The sequence below is a fragment of the Carboxydothermus ferrireducens DSM 11255 genome (assembly GCF_000427565.1).
Lineage (GTDB): Bacteria > Bacillota > Z-2901 > Carboxydothermales > Carboxydothermaceae > Carboxydothermus > Carboxydothermus hydrogenoformans.
In genome coordinates this window covers 40,172-57,779 of sequence record NZ_ATYG01000011.1, presented here as the reverse complement: position 1 = coordinate 57,779, position 17,608 = coordinate 40,172, and the positions used below count along the sequence as shown (strand labels likewise).

Annotated in this window: 19 protein-coding genes; all 19 read right to left on the bottom strand. The window is 42.7% G+C overall.

The window, feature by feature from the left end:
* A complete protein-coding gene (locus tag CARFE_RS15505) occupies positions 1-1,524 on the bottom strand; it encodes an HD-GYP domain-containing protein (protein WP_051250163.1) in 1,524 nt (507 codons plus the stop codon).
* 21 nt (positions 1,525-1,545) lie between these two features.
* Complete coding sequence (locus CARFE_RS0104795) at positions 1,546-2,106, bottom strand: 2-oxoacid:acceptor oxidoreductase family protein (RefSeq protein ID WP_028051931.1); 561 nt, start codon at positions 2,104-2,106, stop codon at positions 1,546-1,548.
* Positions 2,106-2,843 (bottom strand): thiamine pyrophosphate-dependent enzyme, encoded by a 738-nt coding sequence (locus CARFE_RS0104790; RefSeq protein WP_028051930.1) that lies wholly within the window; start codon positions 2,841-2,843, stop codon positions 2,106-2,108. Before CARFE_RS0104790 ends, CARFE_RS0104795 begins: the two co-directional genes overlap by 1 nt.
* Entirely contained in the window at positions 2,844-3,911 is a 1,068-nt protein-coding gene (locus CARFE_RS0104785) for a 3-methyl-2-oxobutanoate dehydrogenase subunit VorB (protein WP_028051929.1), read from the bottom strand. It abuts the gene before it with no gap.
* A complete protein-coding gene (locus tag CARFE_RS0104780; protein ID WP_011344865.1) occupies positions 3,908-4,117 on the bottom strand; it encodes a 4Fe-4S dicluster domain-containing protein in 210 nt (69 codons plus the stop codon). Before CARFE_RS0104780 ends, CARFE_RS0104785 begins: the two co-directional genes overlap by 4 nt.
* A gap of 97 nt (positions 4,118-4,214) precedes the next feature.
* A complete protein-coding gene (locus tag CARFE_RS0104775) occupies positions 4,215-4,862 on the bottom strand; it encodes an MraY family glycosyltransferase (RefSeq protein ID WP_245570755.1) in 648 nt (215 codons plus the stop codon).
* A gap of 168 nt (positions 4,863-5,030) precedes the next feature.
* Positions 5,031-5,708: a glycosyltransferase family 2 protein gene (locus CARFE_RS0104770; protein ID WP_011344867.1), complete on the bottom strand. Its 678-nt coding sequence runs from the start codon at positions 5,706-5,708 to the stop codon at positions 5,031-5,033.
* Positions 5,709-5,718: 10 nt separating this feature from the next.
* Positions 5,719-6,600, bottom strand: a complete 882-nt coding sequence (locus tag CARFE_RS14315) for a copper transporter (protein WP_051250162.1) — start codon at positions 6,598-6,600, stop codon at positions 5,719-5,721.
* 19 nt (positions 6,601-6,619) lie between these two features.
* Positions 6,620-7,741 (bottom strand): putative cytokinetic ring protein SteA, encoded by a 1,122-nt coding sequence (gene steA, locus CARFE_RS0104760; RefSeq protein WP_028051927.1) that lies wholly within the window; start codon positions 7,739-7,741, stop codon positions 6,620-6,622.
* Positions 7,742-7,829: 88 nt separating this feature from the next.
* The gene (gene spo0A, locus CARFE_RS0104755; RefSeq protein ID WP_028051926.1) at positions 7,830-8,621 is read right to left on the bottom strand and encodes a sporulation transcription factor Spo0A; all 792 of its coding nucleotides are present in this window, start codon (positions 8,619-8,621) and stop codon (positions 7,830-7,832) included.
* The gene (spoIVB, locus tag CARFE_RS14310; protein ID WP_051250161.1) at positions 8,564-9,901 is read right to left on the bottom strand and encodes a SpoIVB peptidase; all 1,338 of its coding nucleotides are present in this window, start codon (positions 9,899-9,901) and stop codon (positions 8,564-8,566) included. Before spoIVB ends, spo0A begins: the two co-directional genes overlap by 58 nt.
* A gap of 116 nt (positions 9,902-10,017) precedes the next feature.
* Complete coding sequence (gene recN, locus CARFE_RS14305; RefSeq protein ID WP_051250160.1) at positions 10,018-11,676, bottom strand: DNA repair protein RecN; 1,659 nt, start codon at positions 11,674-11,676, stop codon at positions 10,018-10,020.
* Between the two features lie 8 nt (positions 11,677-11,684).
* Entirely contained in the window at positions 11,685-12,137 is a 453-nt protein-coding gene (gene argR, locus CARFE_RS0104740; RefSeq protein WP_011344873.1) for an arginine repressor, read from the bottom strand.
* Positions 12,106-12,708 (bottom strand): tRNA (mnm(5)s(2)U34)-methyltransferase, encoded by a 603-nt coding sequence (locus CARFE_RS14300; protein WP_154652720.1) that lies wholly within the window; start codon positions 12,706-12,708, stop codon positions 12,106-12,108. The genes argR and CARFE_RS14300 overlap by 32 nt, the downstream gene beginning before the upstream one ends.
* The gene (locus CARFE_RS0104730) at positions 12,701-13,564 is read right to left on the bottom strand and encodes an NAD(+)/NADH kinase (protein WP_028051925.1); all 864 of its coding nucleotides are present in this window, start codon (positions 13,562-13,564) and stop codon (positions 12,701-12,703) included. The genes CARFE_RS14300 and CARFE_RS0104730 overlap by 8 nt, the downstream gene beginning before the upstream one ends.
* A gap of 82 nt (positions 13,565-13,646) precedes the next feature.
* A complete protein-coding gene (locus tag CARFE_RS0104725) occupies positions 13,647-14,447 on the bottom strand; it encodes a TlyA family RNA methyltransferase (RefSeq protein ID WP_028051924.1) in 801 nt (266 codons plus the stop codon).
* Complete coding sequence (dxs, locus tag CARFE_RS0104720) at positions 14,444-16,303, bottom strand: 1-deoxy-D-xylulose-5-phosphate synthase (protein ID WP_456064301.1); 1,860 nt, start codon at positions 16,301-16,303, stop codon at positions 14,444-14,446. The genes CARFE_RS0104725 and dxs overlap by 4 nt, the downstream gene beginning before the upstream one ends.
* Before the next feature lie 22 nt (positions 16,304-16,325).
* Complete coding sequence (locus CARFE_RS0104715; RefSeq protein ID WP_218852499.1) at positions 16,326-16,910, bottom strand: hypothetical protein; 585 nt, start codon at positions 16,908-16,910, stop codon at positions 16,326-16,328.
* Between the two features lie 131 nt (positions 16,911-17,041).
* On the bottom strand, positions 17,042-17,164 hold the full coding sequence (locus tag CARFE_RS16685; protein WP_268874211.1) for a hypothetical protein: 123 nt from the start codon (positions 17,162-17,164) through the stop codon (positions 17,042-17,044).
* Between the last annotated feature and the right edge of the window lie 444 nt (positions 17,165-17,608).

Sequence of the window (17,608 nt, the reverse complement as noted above, 5' to 3'; positions counted from 1 at the left end):
CTAACCCCCGTCTTCTTTTACAACTTCTAAAAAAGCCTCCACAACTTGCGGGTCAAACTGTTTGCCCTTTTGTTTTATAATTTCGGCGATAGCTTCCTCTTTTGTTAGTGCCTTGCGGTAAGAACGGTCGGACGTCATCGCCTCAAAAGCATCGGCCACCGCCAGCACTCTTGCTTCCAAAGGTATTTCTTCCCCTTTAAGCCTTGCCGGATAGCCAGTTCCATCATACCATTCGTGGTGGTGGTAAATGATTTCAATAATATCCTGCATTTGCTCAATGGGTTTAATTATTTCCACACCAATTCCCGGATGGTTTTGGATTTCTCGATATTCTTCGGGCAATAGTTTACCGGGCTTATTTAATATTTTTTCAGAAATCCCGATTTTGCCAATATCATGCAAAAGTGCAGCTTTCCTGAGTTTTTCCAGGCGCTCCTGCGAAAAGCCCAACTTTTTCCCAATTTTTTCGGCAATAGCAGTAACCCGCTGGGAGTGGCCGGCAGTATAAGAGTCCTTGGCTTCAATGGCCATTACTAAAGCCTGAGTAATACTAAAGCAAAGCTCTTTGGATTGTTCATAAAGACGAACAATTGACATTTGTGACGCCAAATAACCGCAAAATATCGTTAAGTAATCGAGGTTTTTAAACTCCCCGTTACCGTATAAATTTAAAAAACCAATCCTTTGCTCTTTGCCGGCTAAACAAACAGTATAAACTTTCTGATAGTTTTTCTCAAAAGTTAATTTAGTAAAACTTTCACCGGCAATAATTGCTTCACAATTTTCAGCAGAAATAAGCGAAGAAAGAAATTCCGCAGGGAGGAGCCACGGAAGATCTTTTTTTTCGATACCAAATACCGCTATGGGGTGAAGGTTTTTCCGCCTTTCATCCAAAACCCAGACTATCCCCGCCAAAGCACCACTAATGTTTACCGCCATTTTTAATCCAAAATCAGCAAGCTCTTTTAAGTCCTGTATTTGGGCAATCTTCTGGGTTTTAGCTGTCAAATCCCGAAGTTTAGAAATTTCCTCAAGATATAACTTTTTTAACCGGTAATTTTCCCAGTATACCACCGCCACCCCAATAACCATGACAAAAAGAAAACCAGCTTTAAACAAGAAATCAAACCACTTAACTTCAGGGTCTAAGTAGCAAACGATAAAATACATAGCAGTACTAACGGTGGCAGTTAATAAACCAAACTGCGGACCATAATAAAAGGTGTGAATAGCCACCAGCAGCACATAACCAAAATAAAATAAACTATGACCGAGACCGGTGTAATAAATTAGTGCTGTTAACAGCAAACAATCCAGCCAAAAAGAAACTTTATAACCAAAATCTCTTTTTTCTGGTTTTTTTAACAAATATGCGTACAAAACAATAGAATAAATAACAGCAATTAGAAAAATAAGAAAAGCTTTTTTATTAATTGGCTCCGAGTTACAAAGAAAAAAAAGCAAAGCTCCTACCAGGGCAAGAAAGCGCAAACGGTGAAAATCACCGATGATTTGGTCCACCATAAAATACACTCCAGCTACCTTTTAATTAACTGTTTCGACATGATTTGCCCGTTTTCCTGCATCCTCGTATCCCCGCCAAAAAGCTTTTTCGTTTAAGGGATAAACACCTTTTGGTCCAAATATTTCTTTTAAAACCCCTGATATAGTTTCAGTCTTTACTATCGAAGTTAATGCTATTAATGCTCCCAGAAGATAAATATTTACCGCTTTCATGCTCCCCAGTTCCAAACATGCCTGGTTTGCCGGCAAAAAAACCTGCTTTACCGGACCGGAAAGTTCAACATCCACTAAATCGGAGTTAACTATCACAATACCTCCGGGTACTGTTCTGGGTAAAAACTTTAAATACGAAGGCTTATTAAACGCCACCAGCACTTCCGGTTCAAAAACCAGGGGACTTACCACTTCCCCTTCCTCTTCTATTACCACCGCACAGTTAGCAGTTCCTCCCCGCATTTCCGGACCATAAGCGGGAAGCCAGGATACTCCTTTATTTTCTAAAAGGGCAGCTTTAGCCAGGATTTCCCCCATTAACAGCACTCCCTGACCGCCAAAACCAGCCATTAAAAAATTTTTCCCCATCACTCCACCCCCTCTTGCGGGGTTTTATATTCCCCGAGCGGGTAGTACGCTATCATTTTTTCATCTACCCATTTTAAGGCCTCAACCGGAGAAACCCCCCAGTTAGTTGGGCAGGCTGACAATACTTCTATAATGGAAAAGCCTAAGTTAGCTCTCTGTACCTTAAAAGCTTTTCTTAAGGCTTTTTTGGCTTCTAAGATGCGCTTAGGGGTATTTAAAGCCACCCGGGCCGCATACGCTACACCATCTAAAACGCTTAACATCTCCACCATTTTTACCGGATAGCCCTGATGGGCAGGGTTTCGACCTTCGGGGGTGGTGGTAGTTTTTTGCCCGGTAAGGGTTGTAGGAGCCATTTGCCCTCCGGTCATCCCGTAAACGGCATTATTGATAAAAATTGCCGTAATTTTCTCCCCCCGGGCTGCGGCATGAACTATTTCCCCGGTACCAATCGCAGCCAGGTCCCCATCCCCCTGATAAGTAAACACCAGCCGGTCAGGCTTTACCCTTTTAACTCCAGTAGCCACAGCCGGAGCTCGCCCGTGGGCCGCTGCCACCCAGTCAATATCTATATAATCATAAATAAAAACACTGCAACCTACCGAACTTACCCCGATGGTTTCTTCGGAATTAAATTCCTCTAAAACTTCCGCCAAAAGCCGGTGCATAATACCGTGATGGCATCCGGGACAGTAATGAAAATTTTTTTCGGTCAAAAGGGCCGGACGCTTAAACATTTATTCCACCTCCCGGGCCAGGGCTAATACTTTTTCCAAAACTTCTTTGCTTTCGGGTACCATACCTCCCGTTCTGCCAAAAAACTCTACGTCAATTCTTCCATTAACCGCCAGGCGCACATCTTCCACCATCTGTCCGCCGCTCATCTCCACCGTTAATATTTTTTTAGCTACCGGAATATTGGCCGCAGTAAAAGCTTTCCTGGGAAAGGGCCAGAGGGTAATAGGTCGAATCAAGCCAGCCTTAATTCCCCGCTCCCGTACTTTCAGCACCACACTTTTCGCAATGCGCGCCATCGTGCCAAAACTTACTAAGATAATTTGGGCATCTTCCACTAAAAAATTTTCATGTAATGGCTCACTTTCTTCAATTTGCCGGTATTTGGCAAATTGCTGTTCTAAATGCTTTTCATTTTCTTCCGGAACGATATAGAGGGAATTTATTATCCTTCTGGTCTTATCATCCCGCTCAATTTTCCCGGTAGCCGCCCAGGGTTTGGGCGGCGGGTTTATTTCCTTTAAAGGCGGCAGTTCTACCGGCTCCATTACCTGCCCCAAGATTCCATCTCCCAGAACCATCACCGGCATGCGGTATTTATCCGCTAAATCAAAGGCTTTCTCCATTAAAGTAAAAATTTCCGTCACATTGGCCGGTGCTAAAACAATAACCCGGTAATCCCCATGTCCCCCACCCTTTACAGCCTGGAAATAATCGGCCTGGGTAGGAGCAATATTGCCCAGCCCCGGACCTCCCCGCATAATATTAACGATAACCGCCGGAAGCTCGGCTCCCGCTAAATAGGAAATCCCCTCCTGCATTAAGCTAATCCCCGGTCCCGAGGAAGACGTCATCACCCTGGCTCCGGCGGCAGCCGCTCCATAAACCATGTTAATTGCCGCTACTTCACTTTCCGCCTGTAAAAACACCCCTCCCACTTCCGGTAGCCTTTGGGCTAAATAATGGGGTACCTCACTTTGGGGGGTAATGGGATAACCAAAAAAATAACGGCAACCGGCCCGGACCGCAGCTTCGGCAAACGCTTCATTCCCTTTCATCAACACTTTCATTTTTTGTTCACCTCCACCGTCAAAGCCGCATCGGGACAAACCAGGTAACAAAAACCGCATTCCCGGCAGTTTTCGGGATTTACCACTTCTACAGGGTTATAACCTAACAAATTAATCTCCCGGGAAACCCCCAGGACCTTGGCCGGACAAATATTAATACAAAGTCCGCAACTTTTACAGTACTCCTTAGAAACAACTACACCCAACTTGCTCCCCCCTCTTTATCTTAAAAGAAAAAGCGGTCTCAATAACCGCTTTTTTAAAATTTTTGTACTTATTCGACTTTTTTGGCAGAAATCCTTCTTACCTTCCCAGTTCATCAAGGTAGCTTAATAACCGATTATTTTTAATAATTTCCGTCAGTGAATATTTTTCCGTAAAAAGGTGAAACAAAATCAAAAAAACCACAACTCCAACTTTTACTTTAAAAGAAAAAAGGAGCACTCCCGAATAACCTAAAATAAATCCAAGCACATTGGAACCGGCATCTCCCATCATTACCCTGGCCTTTAAATCCAAAGGTAGGTAAGCGGAAATAATCCCTAAAGCCAAAAAGAGGAAAGTCACCGCCGGGTAGTTAAAGTAACTAATTCCAATGATGAGGCCAATTAAGATAAACACCTTCCCCGCTCTTCCCGGACGAAGATCAAAAAGGTTCATAAAATTAATCCCCAGGACTATCAGTAAAAAATCTACGATAAAATACCAAAAAGGCTCTTTTACCGTCAACATCAAAGCTAAGAAAGCACCACCAATTGCTTTTAAAGCTCCGGTAGTAAGTTCGTGCTCAAAAATTAACTTTTTAAAATGACCTTTTAGCCCTTTGGCCCTGGCATCGCCCAAAAAATCATCGATAATCCCTAAAAAAGTCATGGTCGAAACCCCTGAATAAAACAAAAACCAGTAACTTCCCCGGGAAAAAATTAAGATTAGCGGTGCCACCAAAAGCATCACTAACAAAAAAACCACTCCCCCCGATTGGGGAATTAACTCACCGCGAAAATTTTGACTTAAATGTCCTGTCTTGGTTAGCAAGTTTAAAACGGGAGATATTGTCAGGCGAGTTACAATGTAGGCAACCACAAAAAATAAAACTTTCGTAAAGATTGGTTACACCCCCTATTTACTCCCAACCTTTCGTCTGATAATTTCTTTTAAAATATCGGCAAATTGTCTACCGCGATGAATAAAACCCTTTAAATCCCTCCCGGTCTCCCGGTGGGTCATTGGCACCGCCACTTCAACAATCCGGTAACCTTTTTTAAGAGCATCCACCGTCATCCCAAACTCCAAAGCATAACCTTCCGCCAGAGGAAGTAATCCTAAAAAGCTTTCCCGGGTAAAAGCCCTTTGTCCCGATAATACCGCTTCCACCACCTGTCCCGTAAAACTTTTTAATCCCCACCGAGTTAACCTTTTTACCAGGCCAAAGCCCCCTTTTTTCCTCGGAGCACCAAAACGCGCAATAACCATATCGGCTTCGCCGGTAAAAAGTGGAGTTAAAAGTTTTTCCGCATAGACTGCCGAATTTCCTAAATCTCCATCTAACAATAAAACAAAATCGCCGGTAAACTCCCTGGCTCCCGCTTCAATAGCTTTCCCCTTGCCCACATTCTGGGAAAGTTTAATAACTTTAGCTCCCGCCAAAACCGCCTCATTATAGGTGTTATCCGTGGAGCCGTCATCAACAACAATAACTTCTTCTACACCGGAAATTTTAAACGAAGCTTTTACGGTTTCCCCGATTCTTCCTTCCTCATTATAAGCTGGAATGATTACCGAAACTTTTTTCCCCATATTTTCCCCCTTACTGCCCCATGGGCGGTATTAACCTTTTGGCAGTGCTTTTAATGCCGTAATCTCCCTTTACTCCCAGTAAACCATAAACTAAACTTAACTGTCCCGAAGGCAGGTCCAAATCATCTATTGTCGTAATTCTTTCCTTCTGGTAAAACTTAATATAGGACTTTTCAACGTTGCTGTACTCTCCCCCAATTACCACCGGTACAGTCTTTAAAAACTTAATAAGCGGAAGGTCAAGATAGTTCACCAAATCACTTTCATTTAGACCGCCACCGATAACCACCACACCATCTAAAGGCACTCCATATTTCCCGGTTATTTTTAAAGCATCGGTTTTGGCTAAAGCTAAAAGGGTCGAACCATCTCCCGGAGTTAAAAGATTCTTCCCCACTTCCAGGGCAAATTTGGTGTAGAATTCTTTTTTATCCTTGGTTTGCCATTTCATCTGGCTTTTAATATAATCTATATCCGCAGGATTGGTAAGTTCCTCCGGTATAATCTCAGTAACACTGACAATTTCCGCCCCCGCCTTTTTTAAAACTTCTTTTACCTCATCGTTTAGGCCGTAATAGCCGGTTACAACAATCGCCACTTTTTTGCCGGTTAATTTGCCCTTAATCAGCACGGGTAAGGTTTCTTCCTGATATTGTTTTAAAACTTTATTGGTTACTTCCAACTCTTCATTTAGAGCTTCCAGCTCATCATTTTTTTTCTTAAGTTCGTCCAGGCGTTTTTCAATCCCCAGGGTAAGTTGCTTTTGCTGCTTTAAAATTGCTTCACCAATTCGGTTATCATATCCTAAGGAAGTTCCGATAAAAATTCCCAGGCCCAAAGCTAAAAATACCGCTATTAACGACGCAATGTGGTATTTAAAATCTATAATCATAACAAAATCGCCTCCAATACTATATTCCAAATAAAAGCTTGAGCTGAATTAACAAAACCCGGAATAAATTTCTGGTAACCGGCGACACAGCTAAAATAATTAAAACAGGAATTAAAGCCGCAACAATCAGGTGGAGTAAATATCTTGCTTTCAAGCGACTTTTGTACAGTTTATTAACCCCTTTGGCATCCACAAGTTTAGCGCCCACAAGTAAGCGCACCAAAAAAGTACTCCCCATTCCTTTGCGCCCCTTCTCTAAAAAATCAAAAAGATTGGAATGGGTTCCCACCGCGACAATTAATTCCGCACCTTTTTCATACGCTAACAGCATGGCTATATCTTCCGATGTTCCCGGAGCTGGATAAATTTTAGCGTTAAGTCCCAAATCCCGAAGTCGTTTTAAACCAGGCGCTTCACCGTTCGGATAAGCATGGACGATAATTTCTGCCCCGCATTTTAACGTTTCATCGCTAACGCTATCCATATCTCCAATAATAATGTCCGGACAGTAACCCGCTTCCCTTAAAGCATCCGCCCCACCATCAACTCCAATTAAAACTGGTCTGACTTCATTTATATAGATGCGGATAGCTTTTAAATCCTCCTGATAATTATGGCCCCGAACCACAATCAGGGCGTGCCTTCCCCGAAAATCAGTTTTTATCGGCGGAGGCGGATACTGTCCTAAAACAAGCCCCGTCTCCTTTTGGGCATAATGTAAGGTATTTTCGATAAAGGCCAACATGGTTTCTCCTAAATTTTCCTTGGTAGCTTCCATTTTAGCTTTGATTTTTTCTTCATTTAAAACCGTGCCTTCGCCCAAAAACTCGTCATTTCTATAAATTTTCCCATCCCTAATAATTAAAAAATCGCCTTCGTTTAAAACCTCAAAAAGTTTTTGGGGAGCCTCATCAATAAGGATAATCCCATTTTGCACAAGTAAAAGCGGCCCAATGTTGGGGTATTTACCGCTAATGGATTGAGCGCAGTTAATAACTGCCTTTACCTTCTTTTCAATGAGGCCACGGGCCGCTACCTCATCAATATCCTGGTGGTCAATAACGGCTATTTGACCCGGTTTTAAGCGTTTTACTAAATTTTTCGTTTTTTTGTCTAAAAGGGCTACGCCCTTGATTTCCATTTGTTGCCACCCCAAGATACTTTTTTCCTTCCTATTATAGCACAGTAAAAAACGCCAGGAAACCTGGCGCTTACCGTAAAACTTATTATTAACTAACCTTGGCTTCTAAACGCAAGCGGTCGGCAATTATAGCAATAAACTCGGAATTAGTAGGTTTACCCCGTTCGACATCAATAGTATAACCAAAATACTTGTTAATTAACTCAATATTCCCTCGATCCCAGGCCAGTTCAATGGCATGGCGGATGGCCCTCTCTACACGGCTGGGAGTGGTATGATACTTTTGAGCAATCATGGGATATAACTCCTTGGTTATTGCCCCTAAAAGATTCACTTCTTTCGTAACCATTAAAATGGCGTCCCTTAAATAATGATAACCCTTAATATGGGCCGGTACACCCATTTCATGGATGATATTGGTTACCAATAACTCCAGATTTTTTGTTTTGGGTAATTGGGAGGAAAGAACGGAAGTTGTATTGGAAGCAGTTATTGGTTTGCTGGCAACCATACCCTGCGCTAACTGTCTTATGCGCGCAGCTAAAACCGAAAAATCAAAAGGTTTTAAAATATAATAATCAGCACCTAACTCCACCGCTTTTTGCGTTATTGATTCCTGGCCAAAAGCGGTGAGCAAAATTACTTTAGGTCTATCTTCAAATTCGGTAAGTTTTTCCAGCACGCCGATCCCGTCCAAATGGGGCATAATAATATCAAGAACTACAATATCAGGTTTTTGCTGGGCAATTACCTCTAACCCATCAACGCCATTATGGGCTATTCCAGCAAGGAAAAAATCTTCCTGCTGGTTTATAAATTCTTTTAAAAGCTCACAAAACTCCCGGTTGTCATCAATGATGACAATTCTAATTGGATCCACTTCCCCCGCCTCCTAATAATTTCCTTTTTATTGCCTAAAATACATTTCGACGGTATAAATCTTTTTCCTGCTATTGACAAAATATTTTTTTCCGAAAAATAGCGACAGTATTTTACAAAAGAAAAAGTAGAGTTAAGCACCCAAAAGTTATTACTATTATACACTTCTTTTAACATGTTTTCTATAAGAATACCGTAACCTTTGCTGCTATCACTTAAAAACACGTGGGTCACTACCCCTATAAACTTGCCTTCTTTAATTATCGGCGAACCGCTCATTCCCTGGACAATCCCGCCGGTTAGGCTTAACAGCCGGGGATCTTTTATCCTTAAGATTAAGTTTCGACCATCTTTTTGATACGGTCTCACTTTTTCGACATAAACGGTAAATTTCTCTATTTTTTCTCCCTTTACAACCGTATAAATTTCCGCAGGCCCAGGTTTGACTTCCTCCTTAAAAGCAATCGGTACCGGTTTTGGGAAATAAGGATTTATTATTTCCTGGCTTGCTTTGCCAAAAATCCCGAATCGGTTATTTAAATACACAGTGCCTACAATGTTTTTATGGATAAATTTTCCAATTTTTTCCCCCGGCTGTCCTCTTCGGCTGGGATAAATTGCTTGAATTTTGGCCTCGACAATTTTTCCCTGCTGTACCGGAAAAACTTTGCCGGTATCCGGATCAATAATAGTATGGCCAAGAGCCCCAAAGGTTTTGTCCTGCGGGTTATAGTAAGACAGGGTCCCCAGTCCTGCAATATTGTCACGAATAAATACGCCAATGCGCCAGCGTTTTTCCTCCTCACTATATACCGGATTTATTTCCCGCTTAAACGTTTCTTTTCCCCGTTTAATAGTTAAAGTAATTTTTTGTCCCCCCAGATGATTAATTAAATTTTTTAATTCAAATTCATGATTAACCGGAAGGTCGTTAACCTTAAAAATTAGGTCCCCTTCTTTGAGCTTTGCTTCCCGGGCTGGATTTATTTCGCCATCTTTGGTTTTTACGTCGGAAAAACCAACCACCATAACGCCAGGGGTTTTAAGATAAACCCCTATACTTTGCCCTCCGGGTACAAGATATTTTATGGGAATCTTTTTTTCGGAATTTTCTTTAATGGTGATTAAGCCCAATAATTTTACTTCAAGACAATTTTCTTTAGCTTTTGCCAGATTTGGTTGTTCCGGAAGGCTACTTAATTGTAAACAGGTGCTTATAACTCCTAACAGTAAAATAAAGACAATTATCAGCCATTTATTACGATATTTTTCTTTTATCAATGGATATCACCCCATTTCATCGAGTTTTTTTGTTAATTTTATTTTTTCTCTTGTTTTCGTCGTTATGTTGTTATTTTTCTGGAGTGATATCCAAAAAAAAATAGCGGTAATAACCGCTATTTTCCTTTTTTGAGAATTTTTTCAGCCATTTCTAAATTTAATGCTTCTATTTCCTTTTCGCCCAGCATTCGGGCAATTTCCCATTTTCTTTCCTCAAAAGTTAGTTTTTTCACCCGTGTTTCCGTACGTTCCTCGCTCACTACCTTTTCCACAACAAAATGGGTATCGGCAAAACCGGCTATAATAGGGGAATGGGTAACTAAGAGTACCTGGTGATTTGACGATAACTTTTTTAATTTTTCGCCAACCACTTCGATAATACTACCCCCAAGACCGGATTCAATCTCGTCAAAAATGAGAGTTTCATGCTCGTCTACCTGGTTAAAGTACAGCTTAAAGGACAGTAACAGACGGGATAACTCTCCCCCAGAGGCAATTCTGGCCAGGGGTTTTAAATCTTCACCGGGATTGGGAAGAAAATAAAACTGAATAGCTTCATCCCCGCGCGGACCGGGGGATGCGTCGGTAAAAACAACTTTTATTTGAGCATGCGGCATTAAAAGCTCTCTTAAATGCTGCGCAATGCTTTCTTCGAGCTTTACCGCAAGCTTTCTTCGATATTCTTTAACCAGGGAATTTATTTTATAATAGTTTTCCCGCAATTTTACGGCCTTTTCCTGATAAAAAGCTTTATTTTCTTCAATTTCGCTTAAATTTTGGTATTCTTGCCGCGCCTTTTCCAAAAAATTCAAAACATCCTTCAGGGTAGGCCCGTACTTTTTCTTTAATAACTCGTAACGATAGAGCCTTTCTTCAACCTCATCGGGATTAACGGATTGATTCTCCATATCGTCCAAGTAAGTTTTTAGATCCAAAGCCGCTTCTTCTAAAAGAAGGGTAGCTTCCTCGACTTTTTTTGAAATTTCCTCGGTAAAAGCGTCAAAACGGGCCGCCTCTTTTAAATCCTTGATGATTCTTCCCAACCGGTCAACAATTCCCGGTTCATTTTCGCCGTAAATTTCCCGATAGGCATTACCAATAAGTCCATAAAGCTTTTCCTGGTTTAAAAGCCTATTATGTAAAAGCTTGAGCTGTTCTTCTTCTTCAAAAGAAGGGTTGATTTTTTCTATTTCATTAATGCAAAACTTTAAATAATCGATTCTTTTTAACCGCTCCATTTCCTGGGAAGTTATTTCCTCGTACTGTTTTTCCGCCTCCACCCACGCTTCATAGGCCTCTTTTAGCTGTTTACACCACCGCTGAAATTCCTCATTACCCGTACGGTCTAAAAGCTTTAAGTGGTAAGAAGGAGCAAGAAGCATTTGCTGCTCATGCTGGGTCATAACATCAATTAACCCCAAAGTCACTTCCCGGTATAACGTTAACGGAACCACTGTGCCGTTAATCCGGGCAACCGACTTACCGTCCGCCGCAATTTCCCGGGAAAAAATGTTCACCTCATCGGCAGGCAAACCGTACTCCCGAAGTTTCCGGCAAAGCTTTTCCGACTCAAAGGTTGCGGTTAAAAGGGCTTTACCCGTCCCTTTTCTCACCATATCCCCGCGGGCTTTCTGTCCTAAAAGTAAAAGTAACGCATCAATTAGCATCGACTTTCCGGCCCCGGTTTCACCGGTAAGAACATTTAAGCCCGGAGTAAATTCCATATTTACCCGCTCAATTAACCCAAAATTCTCCACCGTCAAAGCTAAAAGCATATCATCACCTAAGTCAAAAATTCGTCAAATCTCGCTAAGATTTTGGGAACCTGTTCCCGATCCCGAGCAATTATTAAAATAGTATCATCCCCGGCAATAGTCCCAAGAATTTCCGGAAATGCTACCTGGTCAATAGCACTGGCTACTCCCTGGGCTGCACCGGGTAAGGTCTTAATAACTATGAGGTTTTCACTTTGGTCATAACTGCTTACCGCATCGGCAAAAAGTCTTTTTAAACGTTCAATAGACGCAGCGGATACAGTTTTTTGCGGCAGAGCATACCGATAGCTGTCCTTTTGAAAGGGAATTTTAACCAAGCCCAGTTCCTTTATGTCCCGACTAACGGTAGCCTGAGTTACATCGAAACCGGCCTCTTTTAAAGCTTCCGCTAACTCTTCCTGGGTTCTTATTACTTTCTGTTCTACAAGTTCAAGAATTTTTTTCTGACGGCGAATTTTCAACCGTACTCCTCCTTTTCCCAATTATATAAAGCTTAGGATAAGTTTGTGGTCGATTTAAAAATTCATGCTTAATCACATACCCTTCGCGGTCGGGAATTCTTTGCGAAAACTCCTCTATCACCATCCTTTCCTCCTCCCCGCCCGCATGGCCCACATACACGGTAACCGTTATTATTCCTCCGGGAAGTAATAACTTGTAACATTCGGCAAGGCCGGTGATAGTGGTAGACGGTTTTGTAACTATGCTTTTATCTCCTCCGGGAAGATAGCCTAAATTAAAAACCGCAGCTTTTATGGGAACCCGAACATACTCTAAAACCTTTTCGTGGGAATCCAAGATGAAAACTGCTCTTTCGGCTACACCGGCTTCCTTAAGCTTTTGTTCCGTTATTTTCAGCGCTTGTTCCTGAATGTCAAAAGCATAAACTTTACCGTTTTCCCCTACCCGGTGAGCTAAAAACAATGTATCGTTACCATTGCCGGCGGTCGCATCAACGGCAACATCTCCAGCTTGCACGACTTCCTGCAGGTATAAATGGACGAGGCCGGTAATTTTCTCTAAATTAATCATGGTAACGATTGGCCTCCCGCATCTTCTCTCTTAAAAGCTGATAGAAACTACGATTTTTAAGTTTAATAAATTTTGCCTGGTAAGGAGCTTTTTTAATAATAATTTCATCTCCCGGTTTAATCCCAAACCCCTGCTGTCCATCAACGGTTAGCATACTGCTTTCCAATGCGGTCTTAACCACAATTCTTATTTCTTTATCATCCGCCACCACCAGGGAACGGGCGGCAAGAGTGTGCGGACAAATCGGGGTAATAATAAAAGCTTTGACCTCGGGATCGAGGATAGCTCCTCCCGCCGAGAGGGAATAAGCAGTAGACCCGGTGGGAGTTGCCACAATTACCCCATCCGCCGCATATTCGGTTATGTACTGTTCATCAACAAACACTGCAAAGTTGATAATCCGGGCAAAAGCACCTTTGGTTAACACTCCATCATTTAAACCATAAAAAACTGCAACTTCCTGATTGGCACGCCTGACCCTGGCTTCAAGCATAGTACGATCTTCTACAAGGTATTCCCCTGCCCTGATTTTTTGCAGTCCAAAATCTATTTCCTGGGGGTCAAGTTCACTTAAATAACCCAGTTGACCCAAATTTATTCCCAAGATGGGTATTGCTTTAGGAGCAAAATAGCGGGTAGCACATAAAATCGTCCCATCGCCCCCTAAAACCAGAACCAGATCAATTTTTTCGGTTTTTTCATCGATTTCCGCTATTTCAACTATACCGCATTCTCCCGAAACAAGGTAGCGGTTTTTCAGCAAAAAATCGTAATCCCGGGCCTTTTCCATTATTTTTTCCAATAAAATGGGCCCAAGTTTTTTATCTTTATTCACCGCAACACCGATCGTTTTCAAAGTAGCCAACCTCCGCTATTTTAATTCTCGCAAACCTCCCTTAATTCCTCCTTTATACTTAAAAAGCAGGGATAACCCCTGCTTATTTATTAAAACGTAAAAAAGCCTCCGTTACAACCCGGTCAACATCAATTTTAACCTTTTCTTTAGTATTGTCGGTCGAAAGATAGAGTAAATATTCAATGTTTCCTTCGGGGCCGGTAATAGGAGAATAGGTAAGCCCCAAAGGTTGAAACCCAAGCCCTTCGGCATACTCTAAAAGATTTTTCACCACTTCCCGGTGGGTATCGGGATCCCTCACAACCCCTTTTTTACCCACCTTTTCTCGTCCGGCCTCAAACTGCGGTTTTATTAACACCACCGCTTCTCCCCGGGGCGCCAAAATTTCCTTAATTTTCGGCAGCACTAACTTTAATGAAATAAAAGAAACATCACAGGTAGCAAAGCCAGGTTTTTCCGGTAAATTATCCACAGAAAAGTAGCGAATATTCGTCCTTTCAAAAACGACTACCCTGGGATCCTGCCGCAGTTTAAGACTTAACTGACCGTAGCCAACATCCACTGCATAAACGGTATTTGCTCCATATTGCAAAGCACAATCGGTAAAGCCGCCGGTGGAAGCCCCAATGTCAATGACAATTTTCCCCTGAAGATTTATCTTAAATTCTTCTAAAGCTTTTTCCAACTTATAACCGCCCCGGCTGACATATTTTAAACCCTGCCCTAAAATTCTAATGGGTGAATCTTCCGTTACCATCGTGCCGGGCTTGGTAACTTTTTGTTCTCCCACTAAAACTTCACCGGCCATAATTAGGGCCCGGGCTTTTTCCCGGCTATGGACCAATCCCTTTTCCACCATTAAAACATCAAGCCTTTTTTTCATAGCTTACTTAAGATCTCCCGAAACTTTAAATAAAGCTTTTCTTCCGTTAAGCCGTAAAGGTTTAAAATTTCCTCCACCTTACCATGAGGAGGAAACTCGTCAGCTATTCCTAAATTAACCACCTTTGTTCCAATTCCCCTAAAGGAGAAATATTCATTTACCGCCGAACCAAAACCTCCAGCAACAACATTTTCTTCAACGGTAATAACCGGTTTATGTAAGCTACCAACTTCCTCTAAAAGCTTATAATCCAAAGGTTTTACAAACCGGGCATCGATAACAGTTAAAGATATACCTTCGTTCTCAAGTTTTTGGGCGGCTTTTAAAGCATAGTTTAGCGGGCGTCCAACTCCGATAACAACTCCATCGCTGCCTTCTTTTAAAATTTCCGCAGTGCCAATAGGTAGCTGCTCATAAGGTGTTAGTTCAACCCCTACCGCCGCTCCCCGGGGATACCGGAGAGCAACAGGGCCGGAGTGGTTTAAAGCCGTGAACAACATTTTCCGCAACATATCTTCATTTCGGGGTACCATAATGGTAAGATTAGGAATCATCCTTAGATAACTTAAATCAAAAATCCCGTGGTGCGTTGGACCATCTTCACCGACAATTCCCGCCCGGTCAATGGCAAAGACCACCGGAAGATTTTGCAAGCAAACATCATGAATTATCTGGTCAAAAGACCTCTGCAAAAAGGTCGAATAAATAGCCACCACCGGCTTCAACCCTTCACAGGCCATTCCTGCCGCCATGGTCACCGCATGCTGTTCGGCAATTCCCACATCGTAAAAACGCTCGGGATAATTTTGGGCAAAGTAATTTAGTCCGGTACCGGTTGGCATGGCAGCAGTTATGGCCACCACCTCCGGACGGTCCTGGGCAAGCTCCACCAGAGCTTTGCCAAAAACTTCGGTAAAACTTACCCTGGGTGCTTCTACCGGTTCACCGGTGCTTATGTAAAATTTGCCGACACCGTGAAAGCCATCTGGGTTTTCTTCAGCCCAATGATAGCCCTTCCCCTTTTTGGTAATGACGTGGACAACCACCGGTCCGGCAAAAGTTTTGGCCCGGCTGAACACTTCAATCATTTCTTTTATATTATGCCCATCGATAGGTCCCAAATAAGTAAATCCCAGCTCTTCAAACAGCATGCCAGGCACTAAAAGATATTTAAAACTATCCTTTAGTCTTTCGCCAATTTTCACCATTGTCGGTCCAATATGCGGAATTTTTTTGATGAGGGCTTCTAATTCATCTTTACCCCTGGAATATTTGGGGTCGGTACGGATGCGACTTAAGTAGGCGGATAAAGCCCCAACATTCTGGGCAATGGACATTTCATTATCATTTACCACGACAATTAGCTTTTTCTGTAAATGCCCGGCATGGTTAAGGGCTTCAAAAGCCATTCCTCCGGTTAAAGCTCCATCCCCGATAACCGCTACCACTTCGTACTGCTCACCTTTTAAATCCCGGGCTAAAGCCATTCCCAAAGCTGCCGAAATGGAAGTACTGCTGTGCCCCACACCAAAAGCATCATAAGGGCTTTCATCCCTTTTGGGAAAACCCGACAGACCGCCAAAAGTTCTTAAAGTTTTAAACTGTTTTTTTCTGCCGGTTAAAATTTTATGAGCATAAGCCTGGTGCCCTACATCCCAGATAATTTTATCTTTGGGAGCCTCAAAAACAAAATGAAGGGCGATGGTCAGTTCCACCACTCCTAAACTTGGAGCGAGATGACCTCCATTCTGGCTGGCAACGGTAATAATGTATTCCCGCAATTCCTGGGCAAGGGCCATTAATTCACTGGGTTTTAGTTTTTTTATGTCTTCCGGCAGGGAAATTCGCTCTAAAATAGGTCCCAAAGGGAGTCCTCCTTTAACTGTCTTTGATAATCTTAACCTTCATAGTTTTTTCCAAATGGTAGATAGTTATGCCCGCAAGGGCTATAACCTTTTCGGCCTTTTCAATGGCAATTTTCTTACCTAAAGCCTTTCCGGCAACAATCACGGCAGCAATAAAGCTGGTAATTAAAATATTTATCAACGCTAAATGCCCTGGAAAATACCGGCCGATCTGTAATGCCAGGGAAATGCCCAGGGCCCCGCTGATGGTTCCTGCAATATCCCCAATAACGTCATTACAAAAATTAGCTACCTTATCGGCATTTCTCACCAAAAGGTAGCTTTCCTTAGCTCCTCGTATTTTCTTGCTGGCCATCGCATGAAACGGGGCTTCTTCAGCAGCCGCCACCGCCGTACCCACTATATCAAAGACAATGTTTAAAAGAATAATTACCACCAAAAAAAAAGTTGCAAAGAAAATACTCTGGGTTCGGGCAATAAAATACTCGGATAAAACGGTAAAAATTAACGCCAACCCAAAGGTTAAAGAGGCTATCTTTATCACACGCCCGAAGTAATCGTTTTCCCCTTTGGAATGATTATTTTTGGTTTTACCCAACGATTTTTCACCTCAATGGTAGGGTCCAGGTAGCCAGGACGGCTGATAGCCTTACGGGTTAATTTTATGGCTTAAGGTCCAGTAGGATTTCCCCAGAAGCTACCTCTCGTCACCGAGGAGGCGGTTTCCCTTTAAAGCTTCTGCCGCAGGGTTACCCGCTGCGGAACTGGATCACCACTTAGTCCATACTGCAATCCCCGTAAGACCTTGGCCGGGCCAAACAGCCTAGAGGATTTCCCCGACGGCTCCCGCACCAATCTAGCCTCTTTTGCAAAATGGGTTTCAATTAGAAGGTTCGAAGCCTAAGGGCCCGATCGGCTTCTCCCCTTAACCTAATATCCCCCCATTTCACTCAAGGCAGGCTACACTGCACGTAGCACGCCCCCACGTGCAGGTTTAATCCCAAGCCGTAGTTCGTGAATACTCCCCACGCACTTGGGTCTCCGTGGAAGGAGGGTCCACGCCCGCATGCCATTGCGGCTCGCCCTCCAACCTTAACTCCCAGCACCAGCCCCCGACTGGGCGTCGTAAGCCAGCACCAGGAACTTCATCGATGTGCCCGCGACGGATTTTTAGGCCCGTCTTCGAAAGGTGCGGGTCCGACTAGGATACTGCATCAGCCGTCCCGTGCTATTTTCAATTGTCTTACAATTATAACAAAAATCCAGCAACATAGCAAAAGTAATTTTTTCCTAAAT

Coding starts and splice junctions, on each gene's coding strand:
- CARFE_RS15505 (WP_051250163.1), bottom strand. CDS start 1,524: ATGGTGGACCAAATCATCGGTGATTTTCACCGTTTGCGCTTTCTTGCC.
- CARFE_RS0104795 (WP_028051931.1), bottom strand. CDS start 2,106: ATGGGGAAAAATTTTTTAATGGCTGGTTTTGGCGGTCAGGGAGTGCTG.
- CARFE_RS0104790 (WP_028051930.1), bottom strand. CDS start 2,843: ATGTTTAAGCGTCCGGCCCTTTTGACCGAAAAAAATTTTCATTACTGT.
- CARFE_RS0104785 (WP_028051929.1), bottom strand. CDS start 3,911: ATGAAAGTGTTGATGAAAGGGAATGAAGCGTTTGCCGAAGCTGCGGTC.
- CARFE_RS0104775 (WP_245570755.1), bottom strand. CDS start 4,862: ATGCTTTTGGTGGCACCGCTAATCTTAATTTTTTCCCGGGGAAGTTAC.
- CARFE_RS0104770 (WP_011344867.1), bottom strand. CDS start 5,708: ATGGGGAAAAAAGTTTCGGTAATCATTCCAGCTTATAATGAGGAAGGA.
- CARFE_RS14315 (WP_051250162.1), bottom strand. CDS start 6,600: ATGATTATAGATTTTAAATACCACATTGCGTCGTTAATAGCGGTATTT.
- steA (WP_028051927.1), bottom strand. CDS start 7,741: ATGGAAATCAAGGGCGTAGCCCTTTTAGACAAAAAAACGAAAAATTTA.
- recN (WP_051250160.1), bottom strand. CDS start 11,676: ATGCTTTTAGCTTTGACGGTGGAGAATTTTGGGTTAATTGAGCGGGTA.
- CARFE_RS14300 (WP_154652720.1), bottom strand. CDS start 12,708: ATGATTAATTTAGAGAAAATTACCGGCCTCGTCCATTTATACCTGCAG.
- CARFE_RS0104725 (WP_028051924.1), bottom strand. CDS start 14,447: ATGAAAAAAAGGCTTGATGTTTTAATGGTGGAAAAGGGATTGGTCCAT.